The organism is Streptomyces niveus, assembly GCF_001723055.1.
In the GTDB taxonomy this organism is placed as follows: domain Bacteria; phylum Actinomycetota; class Actinomycetes; order Streptomycetales; family Streptomycetaceae; genus Streptomyces; species Streptomyces niveus.
On record NZ_MDCR01000374.1, the window covers coordinates 1 to 23,321 of the forward strand.

The 23,321-nt window shown below is 70.2% G+C and carries 24 protein-coding genes; 12 read left to right on the forward strand and 12 right to left on the reverse strand.

Features of this window, described 5'->3' with window-relative positions; translation table 11 throughout:
* The coding region (locus tag BHU15_RS33360; protein ID WP_141726933.1) for an L-rhamnose mutarotase at window positions 1–184 on the reverse strand (184 nt) is incomplete at its 3' end.
* A gap of 150 nt (window positions 185–334) precedes the next feature.
* Complete coding sequence (locus BHU15_RS33365) at window positions 335–856, reverse strand: hypothetical protein (protein WP_069630545.1); 522 nt, start codon at window positions 854–856, stop codon at window positions 335–337.
* A gap of 209 nt (window positions 857–1,065) precedes the next feature.
* Here BHU15_RS33365 and BHU15_RS33370 point away from each other — a divergent pair, with 209 nt between their 5' ends.
* The gene (locus BHU15_RS33370) at window positions 1,066–1,410 is read left to right on the forward strand and encodes a PRC-barrel domain containing protein (RefSeq protein ID WP_247748496.1); all 345 of its coding nucleotides are present in this window, start codon (window positions 1,066–1,068) and stop codon (window positions 1,408–1,410) included.
* Between the two features lie 85 nt (window positions 1,411–1,495).
* Here the strand turns inward: BHU15_RS33370 and BHU15_RS33375 are convergent, their stop codons facing one another.
* Window positions 1,496–1,699 (reverse strand): cold-shock protein, encoded by a 204-nt coding sequence (locus tag BHU15_RS33375; RefSeq protein WP_023543681.1) that lies wholly within the window; start codon window positions 1,697–1,699, stop codon window positions 1,496–1,498.
* Between the two features lie 325 nt (window positions 1,700–2,024).
* Here BHU15_RS33375 and BHU15_RS33380 point away from each other — a divergent pair, with 325 nt between their 5' ends.
* Complete coding sequence (locus tag BHU15_RS33380; RefSeq protein WP_069630547.1) at window positions 2,025–2,789, forward strand: class I SAM-dependent methyltransferase; 765 nt, start codon at window positions 2,025–2,027, stop codon at window positions 2,787–2,789.
* A gap of 4 nt (window positions 2,790–2,793) precedes the next feature.
* On the opposite strand, the gene BHU15_RS33385 is transcribed toward BHU15_RS33380, so the two are convergent.
* The 5 genes from BHU15_RS33385 to BHU15_RS33405 all read right to left on the reverse strand — a co-directional run bounded on the left by BHU15_RS33385 (window position 2,794) and on the right by BHU15_RS33405 (window position 8,924).
* Window positions 2,794–3,423, reverse strand: coding sequence for a DUF6629 family protein (locus BHU15_RS33385; protein ID WP_069630548.1), 630 nt, complete (start codon window positions 3,421–3,423; stop codon window positions 2,794–2,796).
* A 198-nt stretch (window positions 3,424–3,621) separates the two neighbouring features.
* Window positions 3,622–4,071: a hypothetical protein gene (locus BHU15_RS33390; RefSeq protein ID WP_069630549.1), complete on the reverse strand. Its 450-nt coding sequence runs from the start codon at window positions 4,069–4,071 to the stop codon at window positions 3,622–3,624.
* A gap of 64 nt (window positions 4,072–4,135) precedes the next feature.
* Entirely contained in the window at window positions 4,136–5,515 is a 1,380-nt protein-coding gene (locus BHU15_RS33395) for a carbohydrate-binding protein (RefSeq protein WP_079128549.1), read from the reverse strand.
* A 62-nt stretch (window positions 5,516–5,577) separates the two neighbouring features.
* The gene (locus BHU15_RS33400) at window positions 5,578–6,621 is read right to left on the reverse strand and encodes a LysR family transcriptional regulator (protein WP_079128550.1); all 1,044 of its coding nucleotides are present in this window, start codon (window positions 6,619–6,621) and stop codon (window positions 5,578–5,580) included.
* 167 nt (window positions 6,622–6,788) lie between these two features.
* Window positions 6,789–8,924: an alpha-galactosidase gene (locus tag BHU15_RS33405; protein WP_069630551.1), complete on the reverse strand. Its 2,136-nt coding sequence runs from the start codon at window positions 8,922–8,924 to the stop codon at window positions 6,789–6,791.
* Between the two features lie 181 nt (window positions 8,925–9,105).
* Between BHU15_RS33405 and BHU15_RS33410 the strand changes: the two genes are divergently transcribed.
* The 7 genes from BHU15_RS33410 to BHU15_RS33440 all read left to right on the forward strand — a co-directional run bounded on the left by BHU15_RS33410 (window position 9,106) and on the right by BHU15_RS33440 (window position 19,217).
* Window positions 9,106–10,293, forward strand: a complete 1,188-nt coding sequence (locus BHU15_RS33410) for an ROK family transcriptional regulator (protein WP_023543674.1) — start codon at window positions 9,106–9,108, stop codon at window positions 10,291–10,293.
* On the forward strand, window positions 10,290–11,603 hold the full coding sequence (locus BHU15_RS33415) for an ABC transporter substrate-binding protein (protein ID WP_031232552.1): 1,314 nt from the start codon (window positions 10,290–10,292) through the stop codon (window positions 11,601–11,603). The genes BHU15_RS33410 and BHU15_RS33415 overlap by 4 nt, the downstream gene beginning before the upstream one ends.
* Before the next feature lie 81 nt (window positions 11,604–11,684).
* Complete coding sequence (locus tag BHU15_RS33420; protein ID WP_069630552.1) at window positions 11,685–12,662, forward strand: carbohydrate ABC transporter permease; 978 nt, start codon at window positions 11,685–11,687, stop codon at window positions 12,660–12,662.
* Window positions 12,659–13,579 carry a carbohydrate ABC transporter permease gene (locus BHU15_RS33425; protein ID WP_023543671.1) on the forward strand — a complete coding sequence of 307 codons (921 nt, stop codon included), beginning with the start codon at window positions 12,659–12,661 and terminating at the stop codon, window positions 13,577–13,579. The genes BHU15_RS33420 and BHU15_RS33425 overlap by 4 nt, the downstream gene beginning before the upstream one ends.
* A gap of 55 nt (window positions 13,580–13,634) precedes the next feature.
* Window positions 13,635–15,455 carry an alpha-galactosidase D gene (locus BHU15_RS33430; protein ID WP_069630553.1) on the forward strand — a complete coding sequence of 607 codons (1,821 nt, stop codon included), beginning with the start codon at window positions 13,635–13,637 and terminating at the stop codon, window positions 15,453–15,455.
* Between the two features lie 109 nt (window positions 15,456–15,564).
* Window positions 15,565–17,991: a glycosyl hydrolase family 95 catalytic domain-containing protein gene (locus BHU15_RS33435; RefSeq protein WP_069630554.1), complete on the forward strand. Its 2,427-nt coding sequence runs from the start codon at window positions 15,565–15,567 to the stop codon at window positions 17,989–17,991.
* Entirely contained in the window at window positions 17,988–19,217 is a 1,230-nt protein-coding gene (locus tag BHU15_RS33440; RefSeq protein ID WP_069630555.1) for an SGNH/GDSL hydrolase family protein, read from the forward strand. The genes BHU15_RS33435 and BHU15_RS33440 overlap by 4 nt, the downstream gene beginning before the upstream one ends.
* Window position 19,218: 1 nt before the next feature.
* On the opposite strand, the gene BHU15_RS33445 is transcribed toward BHU15_RS33440, so the two are convergent.
* Window positions 19,219–19,755 (reverse strand): GNAT family N-acetyltransferase, encoded by a 537-nt coding sequence (locus BHU15_RS33445; protein WP_069630556.1) that lies wholly within the window; start codon window positions 19,753–19,755, stop codon window positions 19,219–19,221.
* Between the two features lie 12 nt (window positions 19,756–19,767).
* Between BHU15_RS33445 and BHU15_RS38795 the strand changes: the two genes are divergently transcribed.
* Both BHU15_RS38795 and BHU15_RS33455 read left to right on the forward strand, forming a co-directional pair.
* Window positions 19,768–20,121, forward strand: a complete 354-nt coding sequence (locus tag BHU15_RS38795) for a DUF2180 family protein (RefSeq protein ID WP_079128551.1) — start codon at window positions 19,768–19,770, stop codon at window positions 20,119–20,121.
* 41 nt (window positions 20,122–20,162) lie between these two features.
* Window positions 20,163–20,591, forward strand: coding sequence for a Fur family transcriptional regulator (locus BHU15_RS33455; RefSeq protein ID WP_069630557.1), 429 nt, complete (start codon window positions 20,163–20,165; stop codon window positions 20,589–20,591).
* A gap of 13 nt (window positions 20,592–20,604) precedes the next feature.
* Here BHU15_RS33455 and BHU15_RS33460 read toward each other — a convergent pair whose 3' ends face one another.
* The 3 genes from BHU15_RS33460 to BHU15_RS33470 are packed head-to-tail and all read right to left on the reverse strand — an operon-like array spanning window position 20,605 to window position 22,469.
* Window positions 20,605–21,033: a pyridoxamine 5'-phosphate oxidase family protein gene (locus BHU15_RS33460; RefSeq protein WP_069630558.1), complete on the reverse strand. Its 429-nt coding sequence runs from the start codon at window positions 21,031–21,033 to the stop codon at window positions 20,605–20,607.
* Window positions 21,034–21,078: 45 nt separating this feature from the next.
* Complete coding sequence (locus tag BHU15_RS33465; protein WP_069630559.1) at window positions 21,079–22,062, reverse strand: aldo/keto reductase; 984 nt, start codon at window positions 22,060–22,062, stop codon at window positions 21,079–21,081.
* Between the two features lie 44 nt (window positions 22,063–22,106).
* On the reverse strand, window positions 22,107–22,469 hold the full coding sequence (locus tag BHU15_RS33470; protein ID WP_069630560.1) for a VOC family protein: 363 nt from the start codon (window positions 22,467–22,469) through the stop codon (window positions 22,107–22,109).
* A gap of 146 nt (window positions 22,470–22,615) precedes the next feature.
* Here BHU15_RS33470 and BHU15_RS33475 point away from each other — a divergent pair, with 146 nt between their 5' ends.
* Window positions 22,616–23,212 (forward strand): hypothetical protein, encoded by a 597-nt coding sequence (locus BHU15_RS33475; RefSeq protein WP_069630561.1) that lies wholly within the window; start codon window positions 22,616–22,618, stop codon window positions 23,210–23,212.
* Window positions 23,213–23,321 lie beyond the last annotated feature (109 nt).

The following is a 23,321-nucleotide window of genomic DNA, read 5'->3' on the forward strand; positions in this document are numbered from 1 at the left end:
CCAGGTCGTCGCCGTGGTACTCGAAGTAGCTGAAGAGCCGGTCGCCGAGCAGGTGGATCGAGTAGTTGGCGATGTGACATTCCCGCAGCCGGCCCAGTACGGCCTCCGGCACGGCCCGGTGCATCTCCCGGTACTCGTCCAGCTTCTCCGGCCGCACCCTGATCACCTGCGCGATGCGCTGCATCGACCCTCCACCCCTGTCCACCACCGGGAATCCGCTACCAGCGGGAACCTATAGGAACAGCCCCCTTCGCCGTGGGTGAATCGGTCTACTGCGTGGGGCACTTCGCCGAGCGGCTGCCGTCCGGGTCCGCGCCATCACCCGTAGCGCTGATCAGTCCGAAGCCGGGGCGGCGTCCCGTCCCGCGTGGGTGTAGAAGACGGAGTTGTTCTGCTTGCTGCGGTGGGCCTGGGACTTGGCGACGAGCAGTTCCAGCGCGTTGCGCACCACGTTGACGTTGGAGTTGCGCCGCGGATGGTCCGCGGCCAGCTCGGCCGAGATCTCCGCCGCCGAGCGGGGCTCGCCGTGCGCGGCCAGCAGCGTGCCCAGCAACTGCGCGAGGCTGGGCTGCTTCCCGGCCGTTCCGGCCTTCGCCGACGCCTTCGCGGATGCCCTCTTGGCGGGGGTCCTCACGCCGCGTACGGCGCCGCCGGGCCGGGCTCCCTCGGCGAACACCCGCTGCACACCCAGCAGCAGGGCGTGGTCCCGCTCCAGCGCCTCCAACTGGCCCTGAAGCGTGTCGATCTCGGCGCGGATACGTTTCTGCTCCGCCTCGTTGCGCTCCAGATCGCCCGCGACCTGGACCTCGTACTGGGACTGGACGCTCGTGAACTCGGTGGCGGCACTGCCGGACATGAATGGCTCGCTTCCTGTGGACGGCCTCAGCATGGCCTCTCACGTTGTCGGCGATGGTACTTCTGACCAAGTGCCCGCACGGCGGGGGTCCATCAGGTAACAGCTCGCTGAACCATGCGTGGTTGCTGGGTGGGCCCCTGGGGCAAGTGCACCTTGAGCGGCGATCTCGCCGCGACTGTCGAACAAGAGTGAGGGCCGGGATGGGTGACATGTGGGTATTCGCGGTCGAGTCGGGCCATGTGCCGGGTATGGACCTCACCGGTTACAGCGTCCATGCGACCGACGGAACGGTGGGCAGTGTGGACAGACAGTCCGAGGACTCACCGTTCGAACATCTGGTGGTGGACACCGGGATGTGGGTCTTCGGCAAGAGTCTCGTCATTCCCGCCGGGCTGGTGACCTCGATCGACCGGAGCGCGCGGGTGATCCAGGTCGCCTGTACGAAGGCGACCGTCAAGGGCGCCCCGGTGTTCGAGCGCGATCACGACACCCGGGATCCGGTCTACCTGGGCGGTCTGAGCACTTACTACACCTCTTTGGTCACCACGTCCTGATACGCCGTCACACGCACCAGCGCCCCGGCAGGACGCTGCCGGGGCGCTGGTGGACACACGTGGTGGTGTCCCTGGGCGAGGTGCCCTAGGCGGGGACGATGTTCTCCGCCTGGGGGCCCTTCTGGCCCTGCGTGACCTCGAAGGTCACCTTCTGGCCCTCCTGGAGCTCACGGAAGCCCTGGGTGGCGATGTTGGAGTAGTGGGCGAAGACGTCGGGGCCTCCACCGTCCTGCTCAATGAAACCGAAGCCTTTTTCCGAGTTGAACCACTTGACGGTACCGCTGGCCATGTGTCCTCCAAAGGACTCATAACGGTCCCCGCACCGTGCGGGAACCGGAGGTGATCGCCCTGGTCCTCAGAGACGTTGAACAGCCGAATCGCCCGCGACTGTGATCACGGGCGACAAAGTACTTCGGAACCACGACAGCTAAGGCTGACGCTACACGTCTCCTTGCCCGCAGACCACAGAAACGATCAAGCGTGACGTCCGACAACACCCGCACAGTGCAGTGATCGCCTCCCGCGCGCCGCATTATGTCCCCCGGGAGAGGGAAGCGTCCGTGAATGTCCCCTGCCCGCGTCGCGTGTCGGAACTGTCGGTAGGCTGAGTGGTGATGTTCACCCCACAGGGCCCGACCCTTCGCGAACTGACCGTGCAGGCGCTCTCGTCGACCGAGCGCGGCTACGACCTGCTCGCGCCGAAGTTCGATCTGACCCCGTTCCGCACCCCGGACAGCGTGCTGGACGGCGTGGCCGACACCCTCGGCGTTCTCGGCCCCTTCCGGGCCGGGCTGGACATCTGCTGCGGTACGGGAGCCGGTCTGGACGTCCTGCGGGAGGTCTGCGTCGAGCGGGTCACCGGGGTCGACTTCAGCGCCGGCATGCTCGCGACGGCGAAGGCGAGCGTGCTGCCCAAGGAGCTTGCTGCCGGGCCGGGTTCGGCCGGGGACCGTACGGGCGGGCCGGTCGTGGACTTCGTACGGGCCGATGCCCGCGCCCTGCCCTTCGGGGCGGCCTTCGACGTGGCGGTGAGCTTCGGCGCGTTCGGCCACTTCCTGCCGTCGGAACGGCCCGCGCTCTTCACCCGGGTGCGTGAAGTCCTGCGGCCCGGCGGGGTTTTCGTCTTCCCGGTGCTCGCGCCGCCGCGTGTCGGCTCGGGGCTGTACTGGACGCTCTGGGGTTTCGACGCGGTGATGCGGGCGCGCAACGCCGTGTGGCGTCCGCCGTTCGTCATGTACTACCGCACCTTCCGCCTGGCCGACGTGGTGGACGAGTTGACCCGTACGGGCTTCGAGGTGGATCTCGTCGCGCTCGACGGGCTGGGGCGGCTGCCGGACGGAAGCCCGCGCGGTCGTGTGGTGGTCGCGCGGCGGCCGTGAGCCGTCAGGCCGGCGGCCGGGGGCGTTCGCCCCGGTGCCAGGCCCAGCCGAGCATGACGACGGAGGCGAGCGCGGCGAAGGCGCACCACGTCGAGACGAACTCCAGCCGCCAGATCACCGCGCAGATCACCGCCCCCGCGGCGACCAGGACGCCGAGCAGCCGCACGGTCCGGTCGGCGCAGAGCAGCAGTGCCCCGATGGTGGCGAGGAGATAGCCGGCCACGACGATCTCCGGCTGTGGCAGATGGACGGCGTAGCCGATGGTGTGGCCGCGGATGTCGGCCGTCACCGTCCGGGTCGCGAGGTAGTACGAGAGCACGGCGGCGGTGGCGGCACCGGAGGCGAGAGGCACGGCGATCCGGCGGCGGGAGCCCGGCGGGGAGGCGAGCAGGACGGCCAGGGGGACCCAGAGCGCCAGCAGGGGCATCGCGATGACGGCCCAGGCCGTGGTGGCGGGTCCCGCACCGCCGCCCGAGTCCCATACGACCGCTTCGACGATCTGGTGGGCGCCGAGGAGGAGGGGCAGTGCGGCGAGCGGCAGTTCGCGCACGCGGCGTACGCGCGCGACGCAGGCCACTCCGATCGCGCCGATGCAGACACCGGCGGTGAGATCGGCGGTCGCGCTCCAGCACATCGCGCCACCCGGGGACGGGGACAGGGACAGGGACAGGGGGCCGGGAGGGGGTCGCGTGATCACCGCACAGCCGGTCCGATCGTACGGTCGCGGCCCACGTCCGGGCGGGTGACACGACGGGCGCGGGGAATGACGGACGGAGGGCCGACGGCATTCCGTCGGCCCTCCGTGGTGAAGCTGTCGGCGTCGCCGCCGTCGTCAGATCCGGCCTCCGGTCAGCCGCGAGAGGGGACCTCGCGGCCTGGCCGTCCGCCGCCCGAGGGCGAAGGCGCCTGAGGCGAGGCCGACGACACCTGCGGCGGTTCCCGCCGAGACGGCCTTGCGGTGCTTGACGACGGTCCACGCGGTGGTGGCTTTGGTGGCCGCCTTGCCTGCCGTCGACGCCACGGCCTGCCGGCTGTTCGCCCAGCCGGCCGTGGCGGCGCGTTTGGTCGCCTCGCCGGCCGATCGCACACCCGCTTCGGCGGACTTCTCGGCGGCCCGCGCCGCGGGTTTGGCCTTCGAGGCCGCGAGCGCCGAGTTCGTCCTGGCACGGTCCACGGCGTCGCCGGTGGTCCTGCGGCCCCTGGAGACCGCCGACTCGATGCTCGAACCGAGCTTCGCCGCCTTGCCGTTCGCGTTCCTGTTCGCTGCGCTGTCCTCATTCATGTGGTGCGTGTTGCCGTTCGTCGCGTCCTGAAACAGCGGGGCTCGGCCGGGTGCGGCGATCGCGTCACACCTGTTGCCAGAGGGCGGGGACGTTCGGGGGCTGCCAGCCGGGCTGTGCCTGGTGGGCCTGGAGGCACCGGTAGGTGACGCCGCCGTAGGTGACCTGCGCGCCCGCCGCGTAGACGGTGCCCGCGGCCCAGGTGCCGCCCGGCTCACCGGGCTCGCCGGGGTCTCCGGGGCCGGGGCCCGTGGTGGTCTTGAGGGTCAGGGCGTACGCCTGGAGCAGCGGGTTGACGGGCTGGTAGAAGGTGGTGCCGCCGGAGGAGCAGTTGCCGGAGCCGCCGGAGGTGACGCCCTGGGCCTGGCTGCCGGAGATGTACGAGCCGCCGGAGTCGCCCGGTTCGGCGCAGACGGTCGTACGGGTCACCCCGGAGATGGTGCCTTCGGGGTAGGTGACGCTGGTGTTGTGCTGCTGGATGACGCCGCAGTGCCAGCCGGTGGTGGAGCCCGACCGGCAGACCGAGGCGCCGACGGGTGACTGGGTGGAGCCGGTGACCTGGACGTTGGCGGCGCCCTGGCCCTTGACGTACGGGGTGGATGTCCAGTTGGTGTTGGTGGCGACCCACGCCGTGTCGCGGCCGGGGAAGGTGGAGGCCTGGAAGGAGCCCTGCGCCACCTGGTTGTAGCCGCTGGTGGTGGTGCCGGGGCGACCGCAGTGGCCGGCGGTGGCGAAGCCCTGCTGGGTCCCCTTGGTGACGGCGAAGCCGACGGAGCAGCGTCCGCTGCCGTTCATGTAGTACGCGTCGCCGCCCCGGATGTCGTAGAGGGGCCGGGGCCGGTCGGCGGACGTCTCGACGCGGACGAGGGCGCGGTCGATCCCGGCGGCGACGACGAGGTCGTGCGCGGCGGCGGGCCGGACGGCCTGGACGACCAGGGTGTTCGTACGGACGTCGACGTACCGGACGGGAGCGTCGACCGCCGTGGTGCGGGCGGCGGTTCGAGAGGCGGCCCGGTCCACGGCGGCCGACGCGGCTTCGAGTGCGGCGAGCGTGTGGGTGACGACGGCCGCTCGCGCGCCGTGGGCCTCGATGGCCGGGATGTCGGCGGGGTCGGTGGTGGCGACGGTGAGCCGGGCGGACTCGGCTCCCCGTACCCAGGCTCCTGCGTAGGCGTCGCCGAGTGCGAGGCGCAGCCGGCCGGCGGTCGCGCCCGCCGCCGCCTCGTCGACGAGCCGGTCACGGGCCTGTGCGCGGGTGAGGCCGAGGTCGCGTCCCATCGCCGTCAGCAGCGCGGGGGAGGCGTCGGCAACGGCCGCCGGGCCGGGCAGGCCCGGCGAGTCGGGGGTACGGGCCGACGCCGTGCCCGGGAGTCCGGCCGCGGCGAGTGCGGCGACGGCCACGAGCGCGGCACACGCGCTCGCGGCGGGTCTGTGAAATCTGGGCATGGGGAGTCTCCTCGGTTTCGGTGCGGGGAGCGGGCAGGGACGTACCGAAACCGTAGGAGTGGTCAACTGCCGTTCATAAGATGCCGGTTCTCCCTCTGCCCGGCGTTATGGAAGGCGGCGGCTCCCGCGGGGTGGAGGCTGCCGGGCGGCAGCCAGGCGAGGGGGCCGTGCCCGCCGTGGAGCCAGTCGGCGTAGCTCTCGCTGCGTTCCGCCGCCTGGGCGTGCGCGGCGCGTGCCTGTTCGAAGACGGCGGGCGCGCTGTCGGCGGCCCGCGCCGCCGGGTGCCAGCCGAGCAGATGGCGCCAGCTCAGCGGGGTGCCGGCGAGCGGCCGGGTCACCAGTCCGGCGGTGGTGGGGAAGGTGGCGCGGCAGAGTCCGACGGCGCGGCCGACCTGGACGAGATGGACGCAGGAGGCGGTGTCGGTCTCGTACACGCTCGTGGGGGTGAAGCCCGCGCGGGCGCAGGCGGCGGTGAAGCAGTCGGCGAAACAGCCGTCGCCCGGTACGTCGGTCCATGCCTCGTCGGAGAGTTCGGCGAGTCCGATCTCCTGGCGGGCGGCCAGTGGGTGGTCGGCGGCGAGCATCACGAAGACGGGGTCGCTGGCGATCTCGCGCCACTCCAGCCGCTCGCCGTCGGGCGGCCGGCTCGCCCCGCAGCAGCCGATCAGCGCGTAGTCGATCCGGCCGTCGGTGACCGACGCGGCGATCTCCCGTTCGGACCAGGAGGTGTACGTGGTGACGGGGACGCCGGGGTGGGCGGAGACGAGCCGGTCGACGAGTCCGCCGAGGAGGGGGCCGTGGGTGCCGCCGAGGCGGAAGCGGCTGGTCTCCTGCGCGGTGCGGGCGAACCGGACGGCGTCCTGCTGGAGTTCGGAGACTGCGGGCAGCACGATCTTGGCGCGGGCCAGGACGAGTTCACCGAGCGCCGTCGTCTGCACGCCGTGCCGTCCACGGTCGAACAGCCGTCCGCCCAGGGCGCTTTCGATCCGTTTCAGCTGTGCGCTGAGGGCCGGCTGGGCGAGGCCGAGCGCGGAGGCGGCCTTGGTGAGGCTGCCCGCGTCGGCTATGGCCCGGATCGTCTTGAGATGCCGCAACTCCAGCTCCATGAGGCGAGCTTGGACGTCGGCCGGTTCGAGGGCAAGGGCCCGGTCCAGACCAATAGCGGCGCCGCCGCATACGCCGGGAGCATGCGCGCCGGAGCACGCGCCCGGGTACGCGCCCTGCGAACGGGCCCGTCAGTCGGACACCCCCCGTCGGTCGACATCCGCCGCCGTCAGTCCGACACCCGCCTCAGATGGATCGCGGTGCTGGCCCAGTCCCCCGGCGGCAGCTCCAGCGGCAGTCCGTACCCGGTGAGCACGGTCGCGTGGTGGGACACCCCGGTCGCCACGTCCCGGTAGACGGCGCCCGGTTCGAGCCCGGCGAGATGGACCGGCAGCTCCGGCCGCCCCCGGCGCGGCGCCCGCTGCCAGGCGAGCACCAGGACCTCGGCCCGGTCGGGCGACGTGTACTGCACGACGGTGGGGCCGTCGTCCACCGGCGCCCGCAGCCGGTGCTGGACGCCGTGCTGCACCAGATGACGGACCTGTTTGTACGCGTCCACGAACCCGGCCGCCTCGGCGAACTCCTCCGGGGACCAGCGGGCGAGGTCGCCGCCTACGGCCAGCACCCCGGCCGTCGCGACATGGAAGCGGAAGGCCAACGGCACGGTGCGCGCGGTGAGTTCGTTGGGCACGTCGGTCACCCACGCGGCCATGGTCGACGCCGGGTAGAGCTGGCCGAAGCCGTGCTGGATGGCGATCCGGTCGGCCGCGTCGGTGTTGTCGGAGGGCCACGCCTGATCCGTGCGGGACAGGATGCCGAGGTCCACGCGACCGCCGCCGCCGCTGCACGCCTCGATGCGCAGCCGGGGATGGTCGGCGCGCAGCCGGTCGACGACGCGGTAGAGGTTGTGCACGTAACGGCTCCACAGCCGGTCGTCGCGGTCGGGGCCGGTGGGGCCGACCTCGCTGAAGGACCGGTTCATGTCCCACTTGAGGAAGTCGATGCCGTTGTCGGCGACAAGTGCGGTGAGCCACCCGTACGCCCAGTCGGCGACGTCGTCCCTGGCGAAGTTGAGCACGAGCTGGTTGCGCAGCTCGGTGCGCGTACGGTGCGGGAAGTGCAGGACCCAGTCGGGGTGCGCGCGGTAGAGGTCGCTGTCGGCGTTGACCATCTCCGGTTCGACCCAGAGGCCGAAGAGCATGCCGAGCCGGTGCACCTCGTCGGCGAGCGGTGTGAGGCCCTTGGGGAACCGGTCGGGTGACGGTGTCCAGTCGCCGAGTCCGGCCCGGTCGGCGCGCCGGGCGCCGAACCAGCCGTCGTCCATGACGTACAGCTCGGCGCCCAGTTCGGCGGCCCGTGCGGCGAGGGCCAGTTGGCGCTTCTCGTCGAAGTCGAAGCCGGTGGCTTCCCAGGAGTTGTAGAGCACGGGACGGATCTCGCCGGGGTGCGGCAGGACGTGCGCGCGGATGTACGCGTGCCAGGCGCGGCTCGCCGCGCCGAAGCCGCCCTCGGTGTGCAGCCCGGCGAAGCGCGGCGTGGTGTGGGTCCGGCCGGGGCCCAGGCGCAGGGTGGTGGAGTCGTGTCCGGCGCCGCCGGTGAAGCCGGCGCGGCCGTCGGACGCGGTGCGCTGGGCGGTGATGCGCCAACTGCCGCTCCAGGCGAGGGCGGCGCTCCACACCTGGCCGTGGTCCTCGCTCGCGTCGCCGTCGTCCAGCATGACCCACGGGTTGGCGTGGTGGCTGGGGATGCCGCGCCGGCTGGTGAGTACGGTCTCGCCGAACGGGAGTGTCTCGCGCCCGAGTTGGGTCTCGGCGGCCCACTGCCCGGTGACATGGCTGAGCCGGTAGTCGGCGCGCGGCGGCAGGGTCCAGGCGGCGGAGTCGGCGCGCAGCAGGACGATGTCGTCGCTGCCGGTGTTGCGCAGGGTGGTCCAGCGTTCGATCACGTCGCTGTCGTCGTACACCCGGTAGTGCAGGCCGATGCCGAGCGGATAGTGGCGGTCGCGGAAGTTCAGGTCCAACTCGGCGGCGCCGCCGAGGGTTTCGCGGATGTCGTGGCCGGCGGGCTCCCATTCGACGGCGCGGGTGCCGTCGGCGAACCGGACCTGGAGCGAGGGCACTCCGTAGCGGGCGCCCCCGTCGACGGGCAGTTCGTCGCCGACGGGCGGGCGGCCCTCGAAACTGCTGATCTCGCGGTCCGCCGGGGGCTGCCGCGCGGCGATCTCCACCGCCTCGTCCAGGGTCAGCCGCCCGCCCCAGGCCACATGGCAGGGCGCTCCCCCGCTGTCGATCCGCACCGCGTACGAGGTGTGCGGGGTGCTGATCAACCACAGGGCGGCGTCCGGTGCGCAGGAGATCTGAGGCATGGAGATCCTTACGTTCAGGGGCAGCACTGTGACGGCAGGTAGCCAATCCCGGCCTTTGATCCGCTGTCAAGTGCCTTGCTCCGACAAACTTTTCCCTGGAGAGAGGATGATCAACTTCTACTTCGCAGGGTTCCTGCTTTTTTTATTGACAGAGGAAATTAACTCACCTACGTTTCCGGCCATGTCAACGACCGACCAGGTGGAGGCGTTTCCGGCGGCCACCCCCGCCGCCTCCTTGGTCTTCACCACCGTCCTCTCCCAGGGCCCCCTCTCGCGGGTGGAGCTGTCCCGACGCACCGGCCTCTCGTCGGCCGCCGTGACCAAGGCGGTACGACCGCTGATGGCGGCGGGCTACTTCGTCGAGGCCGCCGACGACAGCGCGCCGCCGGCCGTCGGGCGGCCCGCCAACCCGGTGCGGGTGGACGGCGGCAGGGCCCTGTTCATCGGCGTGAAGGTGACGGCCGACGAGGTGATCGCGGTCCTCGCGGACCTGTGCTGCCGGATCCGGCTGGCCCGCCACGTACCGCTCACCGATCGCGAGCCCGGTGCGGTGATCGCCGTGATCGCCGAGCTGACGGCCGAGTTGAAGACGGAGGCCGAGGGGTTCGGCGTCCAGGTGCAGGGTCTCGCGGTGGCCGTGTCCGGCGATGTGGACCGCGCGGCGGGAGCCGTCCGGTACTCGCCGTTCCTGGACTGGCGCGACATCGCGCTGGCCGAACTCACCGCGGCGGCGACCGGGCTGCCCACCACCGTCGACAACGACGTACGGGCGCTGACGGTCGCCGAGCAGTGGTTCGGCGCCGGGGTGGGACTGTCCAACTTCGCCCTGGTCACCGTCGGCGCCGGTATCGGCTGCGGCCTCGTCGTCAACGGGAGCGTGGTCGCCGGGGCGCACGGGGTGGCCGGCGAGATCGGCCATCTGTCCATCGACCCGCGCGGGCCGCTCTGCCACTGCGGCAACCACGGCTGCGTCGAGGCCATCGCATCGGACTCGGCCATCGTGCGCCGGATCCGGCGCGACACGGGCGAGCCGCTGGCCGGCCCGGCCCAGGCGCTCGAACTGGCCCACGGCGGAAGCCCGGTGGCCCGCGAGGCGTACGCGGACGCGGGCGCGGCGATCGGCCGGGCGATCGGCTCGGTGGTCAATCTGCTCGGCCCCGAGCGCGTGATCATCTCGGGGGAAGGACTCGCGGCGTACGACCTGTTCGCCGCCCAGATCAAGGAAGCGTTCTCCGCGACCGCTTTCAGCACCGCCGATCAGTGCGACGTGGTCACACGTCCGCTGCCGTTCGAGGAGTGGGCGCGCGGGGCCGCGGCCACCGCGATCCAGACCTTCATCGGATCCGACACCATCCAGGAGAAGCGATGACGCAGCAGAGCCGCATACCCGCAGCCGGTGGTCCGAGACGACGCAGCGTCGTCAACGGGCTGATGGGAGCGGGAGCTGTCGCGCTCGCCGGGCCCGCCCTCGCGGCGTGCGGCGGCGGACCTCCGGCCGCCGACCCGAAGACCGTGACGTTCGGTTCCAACGGCGCCGACGCCACACCGAAGAAGGCGTACGCGGCGCTGACCGCGGCCTTCACCAAGGAATCCGACCTGAAGGTCAAGACCAACACGGTCGACCACGACACCTTCCAGAAGAGCATCTCCAGCTACCTCCAGGGCACCCCGGACGACACGTTCACCTGGTTCGCCGGCTACCGCATGCAGTACTTCGCGGAGAAGAAGCTGGCCAGTCCCATCGACGAGGTGTGGGAGACCATCGGCTCCGGGTTCAGCGAGGCCGCGAAGCAGCTCTCCAAGGGCGCCGACGGCAAGTACTACTTCGTCCCGCTGTACAACTACCCGTGGGCGGTCTTCTACCGCAAGAGCGTCTTCCAGGAGCGCGGCTACACGCCGCCGGCCACCTGGGCGCAGTTCGTCGCGCTGGCCAAGAAGATGAAGAAGGACGGGCTCTCGCCCATCGCGTCCGGTTACGGCGGCGGCGACAGCTGGTCAATCCTCGGCGCCTTCGACTATCTGAATCTGCGCGCCAACGGCTACGACTTCCACATGGAGTTGATGCGCGGCGACGTCGCGTGGAGCGACCGGCGCATGAGCACCGTGCTCGACCTGTGGCGGGAGGTGGCCCCGTACTACCAGTCCGGCGCCGGCGGGCGCTCGTGGCAGGACGCGGCCCAGTCGCTGCTCGACAAGAAGTCCGGCATGGCCGTCATCGGTCTCTTCCTCGGCCAGCAGATCACCGACACGGCGCTGCGCGAGGACATCGACTTCTTCCCGTTCCCGGAGATCGACCCGGCCCACGGCACGGACACCGTCGAGGCGCCGACCGACGGGTTCATGCTCAGCCGCAAGCCCAAGAACGCCGAGGGGGCCGGTAAGTTCCTCGAATTCCTGGGCAGCCCCGAGGCGGAGGGCATCTACATGGGCGTCGACCCGAGCAACGTCGCCGTCCACAGCGAGGCCGACACCAGCACGTACAACGCGCTGCAGAAGAAGTCGGCCGAGCTGATCGGCGCCGCGAAGCACATCACCCAGTTCGGCGACCGGGACAGCGATCCGGGGTTCATCTCCACCGTCGTCCTGCCCGGACTGACGCAGTGGCTCGGCCATCCGGACGACGGGGCGGCCACGCTGAAGAAGATCGAGTCGCAGCGCTCGCGCTTCTTCTCCGGCTGAGCCGGTCCCGACGCCGAAGTCCCCGCTCCCCGACACCCCGAGCCGCCGCCCCGTCGACCCGCCTGAGGGACGCCCACCCCTATGACTTCCACACTCGAAGCACCGGAGGAACCGGCCACCACGCCGGCCGCGCCCCCCGTACCGGCCCGCCGGCGCAGGCCGCGCCGGCTCGGTCTGCGCGACCGGCTGTTCCTCGGCGTCATCGTCGGTGTACCGCTGCTGGCCCTGCTGATCTTCGTCTGGCTGCCGGCGCTCGCCTCGTTCGCGCTCTCCTTCACGAGCTGGGACGGCCTCTCGCTGTCCGAGATCGACTGGATCGGCTGGGCCAACTACCGGGAGATCTTCACCAATTACCCGCCGTTCTGGCCGGCGGTCCAGCACAACGTCATCTGGCTGCTGTTCACCGCGCTGCTGCCGACGCCGTTCGGGATCTTCCTCGCGTACCAGCTCGACCGGAAGATCCGCTTCACCCGGATCTACCAGACCGCGATCTTCCTGCCCATGGTGCTGTCCCTCGCGGTGGTCGGACTGATCTGGGAGATCATCTACAACCCGGACAACGGTCTGCTCAACGGCATCATCGGTGCCGCGTCGCCCGGCACCCACATCGACTGGCTCGGCGACCCCGACCTCAATCTGTGGGCCGTGCTCGTCGCCTCCGCGTGGCGGCACACCGGCTACATCATGATCCTCTATCTGGCCGGGCTCAAGGGCTTCGACCCCGCGCTGAAGGAGGCCGCCGCGCTCGACGGCGCCAACGGCCGGCAGACGTTCCTGCGCGTGGTCTTCCCCGCGCTGAAGCCGGTCAACATCGTCATCCTCGTCGTCACGGCGATGGAGTCGCTGCGCGCCTTCGACATCGTGTACGTCCTCGGCGGCGGCATCGGCAGCAAGCCGGGCATGGAGCTGCTCTCGCTCCTGATCACCGACAACATCGTCGGCGAGACCAGCCACATCGGCTACGGCTCGGCGATCGCGGTGATCATGCTGCTGGTCTCGCTGACCGCCATCTGCACCTTCCTCGTACAGAACTTCCGCAAGGACAAGGAGGAGGCGTGAGCGCGACAGCCACACCTCCGGCCGCCCGGCCACGGGCCCCGCAGGACACACCGCCCGCCGGGCGCTCACGCCCGCGCCGCCAGACCGGCCGCCATCTCTTCCTCGGCGGTATCTCCCTGCTGTGGCTGGTCCCGCTGCTGTGGGCGATGTACACCTCGCTGCGGCCGTACGAGGACACCGCGAAGAACGGGTATCTGTCCTGGCCCAGCGGGCTGAGCCTGGACAACTTCACGGACGCCTGGGCCCAGTCGGGCCTCGCGCACTTCTTCTGGAACTCGGTGCTCGTCACCGTGCCCGCCGTGCTCGGCACGCTGTTCTTCTCCGCCGCCGTCGCCTTCTACGTCTCACGCTTCGACTTCCGCTGGAACATCGCGCTGCTGATGCTGTTCACCGCGGGCAACCTGCTCCCCGCCCAGGTCCTGATCACCCCGCTGTACCGGCTGTATCTCCAGTGGAACCTGCCGGGCTGGATGAGCGACTCGTTCCTGCTCTACAACTCCTACTGGGGCATCATCGTCATCCATATCGCCTACCAGTGCGGCTTCTGCACCTTCGTGCTGAGCAACTACATGAAGACGATCCCGAAGGAGATCACCGAGGCCGCGCTCGTGGACGGCGCGCCCGTGTGGCGCCAGTTCTTCCAGATCGTGCTGCCGCTGTGCCGGCCGGCGTTCGCCGCGCTCGCGACGCTGGAGTCGATCTGGATCTACAACGACTTCTTCTGGCCGCTCGTGCTGATCGAGACCGGTGACAAGCGCCCCGTCACCTCCGCGCTCGCCAGCCTGGAGGGCCAGTACTTCACCAATCCCAATCTCATCGCGGCCGGTGCGCTGATGACCGCGATTCCCACGCTGATCGTGTACTTCGCGCTCCAGCGCCAGTTCATCAGCGGTCTGACGATCGGCGCGGGCAAGTAGCGCCACTCCCCCGTCCCGTACCTCCCCTTCACAGACAAGCAGGAGGCTCCCTCCCATGCGCCCACCCACTCACACCGTCGCGAGAACGCTGCGCGCCGCGCTCGTCCTCGCCGTCACGGCCGGCCTCGCGGTCGCCGTGCCGACCACCGCCCAGGCCCAGCGCCCCGACCAGGCACCGATCCGGACGTCGTCGGCACAGGACCCCGTCGCCGAGAAGCCGTACATGGGCTGGAGCAGCTGGAGCCTCCAGACCACGTCGTACCCGGGGGTGAACCCCGACGGCAACTACAGCTATCTCACCGAGGCCAACGTCAACAAGCAGACGGACGCGCTGGCTTCGAAGCTGAAGAAGTACGGCTACGAGTACGTCAACATCGACGCGGGCTGGTGGCGCGGCTGGGACTGGACGCCCGAGTTCGACGAGTACGGGCGCCAGAAGACCAACACGGAGCGCTTCCCCAGCGGGATGAAGGCGGTCGCGGACCGTATCCACAGCAAGGGTCTCAAGGCCGGCATCTATCTTCCCGTGGGTCTGGAGAAGGAGGGGTACGGCGACGGCAGGCTGAGGATCTGGAACACCGACGACTGCACCACCGGCGACATCGTCCACAGCGACCTGCGCACGACCAACGGCTGGGACAGCTCGTACAAGATCGACTTCTCGAAGCCGTGCGCGCAGAAGTACATCGACTCGCAGGCACGGTTGATCGCCGACTGGGGCTACGACTTCCTCAAGCTCGACGGTGTGGGTCCCGGCTCCTTCAAGAGCGGTGACAACTACGACAACCGCGCGGACGTCGCCGCCTGGCAGAAGGCCATCAAGTCCACCGGGCGGCCCATCCACCTGGAGATCTCCTGGTCGCTCGACATCAACTACGCCAAGGACTGGCAGGCCACGTCCAACGGCTGGCGCGTCGACACCGACGTCGAGTGCTACTGCAACACCCTGGTGTCGTGGGAGAACTCGGTCGAGGACCGGTGGCGTGACACACCGGGCTGGACGCGGTACGCGGGGCCCGGCGGCTGGAACGACCTGGACGCGATCAATGTCGGCAACGCGGACATGAGCGGTCTGACCAAGGCCGAACGGCAGAGCTACATGACGCTGTGGGCCATCGCCAAGTCGCCGCTCTACAGCGGCGACGACCTGACCAAGCTCGACGACTACGGCCTGTCGCTGATGACCAACCGCGACGTGCTGAAGATCAACCAGCAGCCGGGGAAGCCCGCGAAGCCCGTGACCTCCGTCGGCGACGAGCAGGTCTGGGCGTCCGAGAACCCGGACGGCAGCTGGACCGTCGCCCTGTTCAACCAGGGGGACTCCGCCTCGCCGGTGACCGCCGACTGGCAGGCGCTCGGCTTCACCGGCCAGGCGGCGGTACGTGACGTGTGGAACCGCGAGAGCCTCGGCCGGCACAAGGACGGCATCACCCAGGCCGTACCGGCGCACGGCTCGCGGCTGTTCACCGTCACCCCGCAGGGGCCGGAGCTGAGGACCACCGCGTACGAGGCGGAGTCCCCCGGCAATGTGCTGAGCGGCTCGGCGTCGGTCGCCGGCTGCGACGAGTGCTCGGGCGCGAAGAAGGTCGGCAATCTGTACACCGGCGGCAAGGTCCAGTTCACGGACGTCGTCGTCAAGAAGGCCGGCCGCTATCTGGTCAAGGTCGCCTACACCTCGGGCGACCCCCGGTCGATCGGTGTCTCGGCCAACGGCAAGGCGCCCGTCGCGACGGCCTTCCCGGCCACCGGCGGCTGGCAGGCGGTCGACTCGATCAGCGTGCCGGTCACCCTGAAGGCGGGCAGCAACACCATCGCCTTCGACAGCGGTGAGGGCTACTCCCCGGACATCGACAAGATCGACGTACCGCGCGTCTGATTCCCGGCGCCGTACGAGTACGAGCGGGGGCGCGCCTTCGCGGGCGCGCCCCCGGCCTGTCGCTCCCCGTACCTCCTCTTCCGCAGGTCCGCAGGAATGGAGTTGTTCCGTGAACGATCAGCACCCGCAGCCCCCTGCCCGGTCCGGGACCGGCCCCACGCGGCGTCGCGCGCTCACGCTCGCCGCGGGCGCCGGCGCCCTCACCGCGCTCGGCGCACTGCCCGCCTTTGCCGCTTCCGCGCCGCCGAAGCGACCCGCCGTCTCCCCCATGCTCGCCGAGGGCGAGGGCTCGACGACCCGGATGTGGTACCGCGCGCCGGCCGGGAGGACGACGATGCTCGAACGGGCGCTGCCGGTCGGCAACGGCCGGCTCGGCGCGCTCGTCGGCAACGACCCCGGGCAGGAGGTGATCTTCGTCTCCGACGCCACGATGTGGACCGGCGGGATCAACGACACACTGGAGGCGGACGGCCAATTCCCTTACGGGCGGGCCGACTTCGGCAGCTTCACCCAGCTGGCCCATGTCACGGTCGACATCCCCGACCACGATCTCGGCGCGGTCAACGACTTCCGCCGCGAACTCGACATCGACCAGGGCCTCGTCACCTCCCGCTACGTCCGGTCGGGGGTCGGCTACGAGCGCCGCGTCTTCGCCAGCCACCCGGACGACGTGGTCGTCGTCCACTTCTCGCAGCGCGGTGGCGGTCACTACACGGGCACGATCTCCCTCGACGGCACGCACGACGAGAAGACGTCGGCGGACGGCAAGGACAACAGCCTGTTCCTCGGGGCCGAGTTCGCCAACGGGCTGCGGTACGGCGCGGCCGTGACCGCGCGCAGCAGGAGCGGTTCGGTCACCACGGACGGCGCGCGGATCGTCTTCACCCGGTGCGCCGACCTGACCGTCGTGATCAGCGGCGGGTCGAACTACGCCCCCGACCACACCACCGGCTACCGCGACCCGGACCTCGATCCGGCCACGCTCGCCAGGACCAAGGCGAGGGACGCCGTACGCCACCCGGCCACCACGCTGCTGCACACCCATGTCGCGGACTACCGGGAGCAGTTCGAGGGGATGAGCGTCTCGCTGGGCCCCTCCACGGGCGAGCAGCGGGCGCTCGACACCTGGGAGCGGCTGAAGTTCCGTACGCAGCAGGACGTGCCCGATCCCGAACTCGAAGCGCTGTACCTCCAGTTCGGCCGCTATCTGATGATCAGCAGTTCGCGGGACGGACTGCCGGTCGCCCTCCAGGGTCCCTGGCTGGACGGCAACGACCCGGACTGGATGGGTGATTACCACACCGACATCAACATCCAGATGAACTACTGGATCGCCGACCGCACCGCGCTCTCGCGCAACTTCGACGCGTTCACCGACTACTGTCTCGCGCAGCTGCCGGTCTGGTCCGAGCTGACCCGGACCCACTTCAATGACCCGCGCAACCGGTTCCGCAACTCCTCCGGCAAGGTCGCCGGGTGGACCGTGGCGTACTCCACGAACATCTACGGCGGACTCGGCTGGTGGTGGCATCCGCCGGGCAACGCGTGGCTGTGCAACACGCTGTGGGAGCACTACCAGTACACGCAGGACCTCGGGTTCGTGAAGAAGATCTACGCGATGCTCAAGGGTGCCTGCGAGTTCTGGGAGACCCGGCTGGTGACGATGACGGTCAAGGACGCGTCGAGCGGCGAGGAGCGCGAAGTCCTCGTCGCCGACAACGACTGGTCGCCGGAGCACGGCCCGCAGGACGCGAAGGGCATCACCTACGCGCAGGAGGTGGTCCGCGACCTGTTCATCAACTACCGCGAGGCCAGTGAACTCCTCGGCAGGGACGCGGAGTTCGCCAAGGCCGTGGCCGGGCTCCAGGAGCGGCTGTATCTGCCGGAGGTCAGCCCGAAGACCGGCTGGCTCCAGGAGTGGATGTCGCCGGACAATCTCGGCGAGACGACGCACCGTCATCTCTCGCCGCTGATCAGCCTGTTCCCCGGTGACCGGATCCGCCCCGGCGACTCGCCCGACGCGCTGGTGAAGGGCGCCACCGAACTCCTCACCGCCCGTGGGATGGAGAGCTTCGGCTGGGCGAACGCGTGGCGCGCCCTGTGCTGGGCGCGGCTGAAGGACGCGGACCGGGCGTACGAGTTGGTCGTCAACAATCTGCGGCCGTCCGTCGACGGCACCAACGGCACCGCGATGAACCTCTTCGACATCTACGAGGTCGAGAAGGGCCGGGGCATCTTCCAGATCGAGTCCAACTTCGGTACGCCCGCGGCGATGATCGAGATGCTGCTCTACTCGCGGCCCGGCCGTATCGAGCTGCTTCCGGCGCTGCCCGCCGCGTGGGCGCGGTCCGGTTCGGTCACCGGCATCGGCGCGCGGGGCGGATTCGTGGTGGATCTGAGCTGGCGGGACGGGAAGGTCCGCGAGGCGAGGATCCGCAGCGTCGGCGGGCGCAGGACGAAGGTGACGGCCGGTGGCGTCTCGCGCGATGTCGACCTCCGTGCCGGGAGAAGTGTCACGCTGCGGAACTTCGGATGAGCGGGGCCGTACGCCGCCGGCTGACCTCGCTGGTCCTGGCGCTCGCCGCGGTGCTGCTCGTCCCCGCGCACGCCCCGTCCGCGAACGCGTCCACCGCGGCCGTCCCTCCCCCGCCCGCGCGGTCCGTCGTCACCTGGGCGGCGAGCGCGGACCGCATGGGTGAGGCGGCCGGCGACCGGACCTACCGGCTGATCGTGCGAACGAGCGTGGGCGGTAAGGGACTTCGGGTCCGGATCTCCAACGCGTTCGGGGACCGGCCGCTGGTCGTCGGCGCCGCGTACGCCGGACTCCGCGAGAGCGGCGCCCGGCTGCGCCCCGGCAGCAACAGGAAGCTCACCTTCGACGGGTCCGCGTCCGTGACGCTGGCGCCGGGCGAGATCCGCTACAGCGACGCGCTGCCCGGCAGGGTCGCCGCGATGAGCGATCTGGCCGTCAGTCTGTACGCGCGCGACGCGGGCGGCCCGGCCACCGGGCACGGGATGGCCCTCGCCACGTCGTACGCCGCGAGCGGGAACCACGCGGCGCGGGAGCGGGAGGGCGCGTACACGCAGCGGCTGGGTTCGTGGTTCTACCTCGACGCGGTCACCCTGGACGCGGACGCCGGGGCCGGGGCGGTCGTGGCGCTCGGGGACTCGATCACGGACGGCTGGCAGTCCAGCACGGACAGGAATCTGCGCTGGCCCGACTTCCTGGCCCGCCGGCTGCACGACTCCCCCGCAAGCACGGTGAAGGGCGTGGCGAACGCGGGGATCTCGGGCAACCAGGTTCTGGCGAACGGCGCGGCGCAGAGCGCGCTGAAGCGGCTGGAGCGCGATGTGCTGTCGCTGCCGGGTGTGCGGACGGTGTTCCTGTTCGAGGGCGTCAACGACATCAAGTCCCACTCCGGTGTCACCGCCGCGTCCCTGACGGCGGGTTACCGCGAGATCATCGACCGGTCGCACGCGGCGGGTCTGTGTGTCGTCGGCGCCACCGTCATGCCGTTCAAGGGCTGGTCGGAGTGGGATCCGGCGGGTGAGGCCGTGCGCGTCGAGGTCAACGAGTGGATCCGCACCAGCGGGGCGGTCGACGCGGTGGTGGACTTCGACAAGGTGGTGCGCAGCCCGTACGACGCGCAGCGGCTCCTGCCGACGTTCGACAACGGCGACCATCTGCATCCCAACGACAAGGGCATGCAGGCGATGGCCGACTCGGTCGCGCTGAAGTCCCTTGAGTGCGCCCGCGATTGAGTCAGCCGATGGGGTCCGGATCGGCGGCGAGGAGGTCGGCCGCGAGGAGGTCCATCAGGAGTCCGTCGTGCCAGGTGCCGTCGGGACCGCGCTCGTAGTCCCGCATGATCCCGACGGGCTTGAAGCCGACCTTGCCGTAGCACCTGATCGCGGCGGCGTTGTCGGCGGCCGGATCGATCACGACGCGGTGGTGGCCGAGGTCGGTGATCAGGTGCCTGGCCAGGGTACGTACGGCGTCGGTGCCCACCCCGCGGCCGTGTGCGGCGGGGTCGAGATAGATGTCGATGTTCGCGTGCCGGTAGTCGGGGTCCTCCTCGGCGCCCCACTGGATGGCGCCGACGGTGGCGCCGTCCAGTTCGACGACCAGTGAGGTGAGGCCTGGCTCGTCGAGATCCTCGGTCACGGCGGCGAGAAGATCGTCACCGCCGCGCCATGTCGCGTAGACCTCGGGCGTGGCGCGGATGGTGGCGAGTACGGGGATGTCCTCGGGGACGGCGGGGCGCAGGAGCACAAGGGCGCCCTTCAGTGTCTTCTCCATGAGGGCACGCTAGTGGATCAGCGATTCGAATTCCCCTGGCGGGGTGCCTGGTTCGCCTCGGGCGGGGCCGCCCAGGCGTCCGCGCCGATCAGGACGGTCATGTCCAGCGTGGCGAGTCGCTGGGCGACCCCGCGACCGATCCCCTTGCTGACAGCGATGGAGTGCTACGACTGCGACACCGAGGCCCGTACGGACACCAGCGCGATAGGTGTCTGCGATCGCTGCGGCCTGCTCACGTGTCAGGACCACTCCTTTGTCGTACCGGCCGGGGTCCTCGTAGCCAACGGCCTGGGCCGGACCCTCAGCCCACTGCCGGCCCGCAGGGTCGTCCGCCGCACTTGCCGCGCCGCCGAGACGGCCCGCTGAACCTCCGGACCGCTGGACCTTCGGGAGAGGGCGTGTGAAGCATGGAAGATCTCAGCGAGTCGCTGAGGAAGAAGGGCCTGCGTAACACTTCTCAGCGCCGAGCCGTTCTCGCCGCGCTTCACGGGTTCCCGCACTCGACGGCGTCCGACGTCGAGGCCAGGGTTGGCGCCGCCGACACCTCGGCCGGCATGTCACGCCAGGGGCTCTACAACGTGCTGGAGGACCTGACCGGGGCCGGCCTGATTCGCCGCATCGAGCCGGCCGGTTCACCGACCAGGTACGAGCTGCGCGTGGGCGACAACCACCACCACCTCGTCTGCCGCCGGTGCGGTCTCATCGAGGACGTCGACTGCGCGACCGGCGTCGCCCCCTGCCTCGAACCGGTCGGGCGGACGGGCTTCGCCGTCGAGGAGGCCGGGATCACCTGGTGGGGCCTCTGCGTCCGATGCCGGCCGGAGGCCCCACAGTAGGGGCGGCGAACCCTCAGAACGCGCCGAGGTCGGAGGAGACCCAACGCTGGGGCCGCATCCGGTAGACGACCTCCTCGCCGTGGTCGCGGGTCGCCATGGCGACGTAGCCGTCGACCTTCTCGGCGGGCAGATAGCGGGACGCCAACTCCACGACCTGGTCATGGGTGCCTGCGGTCCGGTCCGTGACCGGGCCCTCGACGGAGACGTACCGCACCGTGGGGGTGATCCGCTCGACCAGCAGCGTGAACCGGCCCGCCGCCTTGATCAGCTTGTCCTTGCGGGAGCCGGCGCCCGTCAGAATCCAGATGTCGCCGCCCGGCGTGTACTGGTACCAGATGGGGACGACGAGCGGCGCCCGCTCCGGCGAGCCGGAGTCGATGGCGATGGCCGCGATGTGCGGCTCGGCGAGAAACCGCTGGCGTTCCTCGATGTTCAGGGCCATGGGATGTCTCCTTCGTACGATGTACGCGGGTCTGTCCCACCATCCCTACCAGCGGTGGTGGATCTCCGCACGGATGCGGCGGTCGTACAGGTCGCGTACGGCCTCCAGCGTGCTCTGCGACAGCGGTGCGAGAGAGCCGGCGGCGGCGTTGGCCCGTGCCTGCACGACCGAGCGGGCGCCGGGGATGACGGTGCTGACGCCGGGCTGCTGGATGATCCAGCGCAGCGCGGTCTGGGCCGGTGTGGCGCCTTCGGGGGCCAGGGCCGAGAACTCGGCGGCTGCCGACAGACCCGTGGTGTAGTCGATGCCGGAGAAGGTCTCGCCCTGGTCGAACGCCTCACCGTGCCGGTTGAAGCTGCGGTGGTCGTCGGCGGCGAAGACCGTGTCCTTCGTGTACTTGCCGGACAGCAGTCCCGAGGCGAGCGGGACGCGCGCGACGATGCCGACCCCCGCCTCCCGGGCGGCGGGCAGCACCTCTTCGAGCGGCTTGAGCCGGAAGGGGTTGAGGATGATCTGTACGGAGGCGACGCCCGGCCGGGCGATGGCGGTCAGCGCCTCGGCGCAGGTCTCGACGCTCACCCCGTAGGCCGCCGTCCGCTTCTCGGCAACCAGGGTGTCGAGCGCGTCGAAGACGGCGTCGGAGGAGTAGACGGCCGACGGCGGGCAGTGCAGCTGGACGAGGTCCAGGGTGTCCACGCCGAGGTTGGCGCGTGAACGGTCGTTCCAGGCGCGGAAGTTGTCCAGGCTGTAGTTCTCGGGGCGCTGCTCGGCCCGGCGGCCCATCTTCGTGGCGACGAAGACGCCGGCGTCGGGGCGGTTCTTCAGGAACCGGCCGATGAGCTGTTCGCTGCGGCCGTCGCCGTACACGTCCGCCGTGTCGAAGAAGGTGACGCCCGATTCGAGGGCCGCGTCGAGGACCGCGAACGCGTCGGCCTCGACGACGTCGCCCCAGTCGGCCCCCAGCTGCCAGGTGCCCAGTCCGACGACGGACGCCTCGCGGCCCGTCCTGCCCAGTACGCGCTTGTCCATGCGGACGATGCTACGTCGGGGGCAGGCGGGCCTCGCGGGTGGGCTCAGAGCTGCTGCGTGAGATTGACGGCGTTGCCGTCCGGGTCCTTGATGTGGGCGACCCGCTGGCCCCACGGCATGTCGGTGGCGGGCCCGAGCAGCTGCCCGCCCAGTCCCTCGACCTGCCCGACCCGCTCGTCCACGTCGGCGACCGCGACGCTCAGGAGCATCCGCTGCGCGGTGCCCAATTCGACGTCGGCGTCCGACACGAGCCCGAGGTCACTGTCGCCGACCCGCAGATTGATGAAGAACGGGGGCCCTTCCTCGGGGGTGCGCGAGGTCTCCACGGCGCCGAGCAGACCTTGGTAGAAGGCCAGCAGACGGTCGATCGCGGGGGTGACGACGATGGGTTGGACGGTGGCAGACATGGTGTCCTCCTGACTGGGTGATCTCTCCATGGTGACCGGCGGCGGGGCCGCGACTCATCGGTCGCCTCCGAATGAACCACCCGCGCCGCGGGCCCGTTGTCACTCGCCGGGGAGATGCCCCACCGAATCTCAAGAAGGAAACCGGTTTGGACGAGCAAGAGGATTTCGACCTCAATACGTTCGAGGGACGGCGTGGGCGGATGGAGGCGGCGATTGAAAGGGCGCTGGACAGGAGGGACGGCAACCACATGCCGGCGCTGGAACACGCGAATGTTCTGGATTACTCAAGGGACACGGAACTGATCGAAGCGCGTGCCGCGGAGGTCGAGGACCAGGCACGGTACACAAGACGCGTCGCTGAGACCGACGCGTTCGGAAGCCTCGTGGATCAGGCGTACGCGACCGGAACCATGGACGCGGACACCACGGCTCGGTCCGAGCAGCGCTACGGAACGCTCTTCCAGAGGATGGAGGAGGCCGGTTACGGCTACGCCGGATCCATAAACCTTCACGAGCAGCGAAGGGAGGCGCGCATAGCGAACGAACAACTCAGGCAGGCGGACCTGGCGCGGAATCTGGCATCCGCCGGTCAGCGGGCGGGAATCCCCGCCCGCGATCTGCTGCCCGCCCAAGCCGGCCGCAGACAAGGCGAATCCTCCCGCGAGGATCAGCGATCTCGTGGCACCCACCGCAACAGACACCATCACGGTGGCAGCGACAAGAAATCAGGCCGCAAGCACTAGGGCCTGTCGTTTGGATCAGGCCGGATGAGTGAGCGGGGTCTGGTGCCGTGGATCGCAAGGCGGAGGAGGGAGGCATGGCGGAGCCATGCCGACCGACGACAACGCGGCG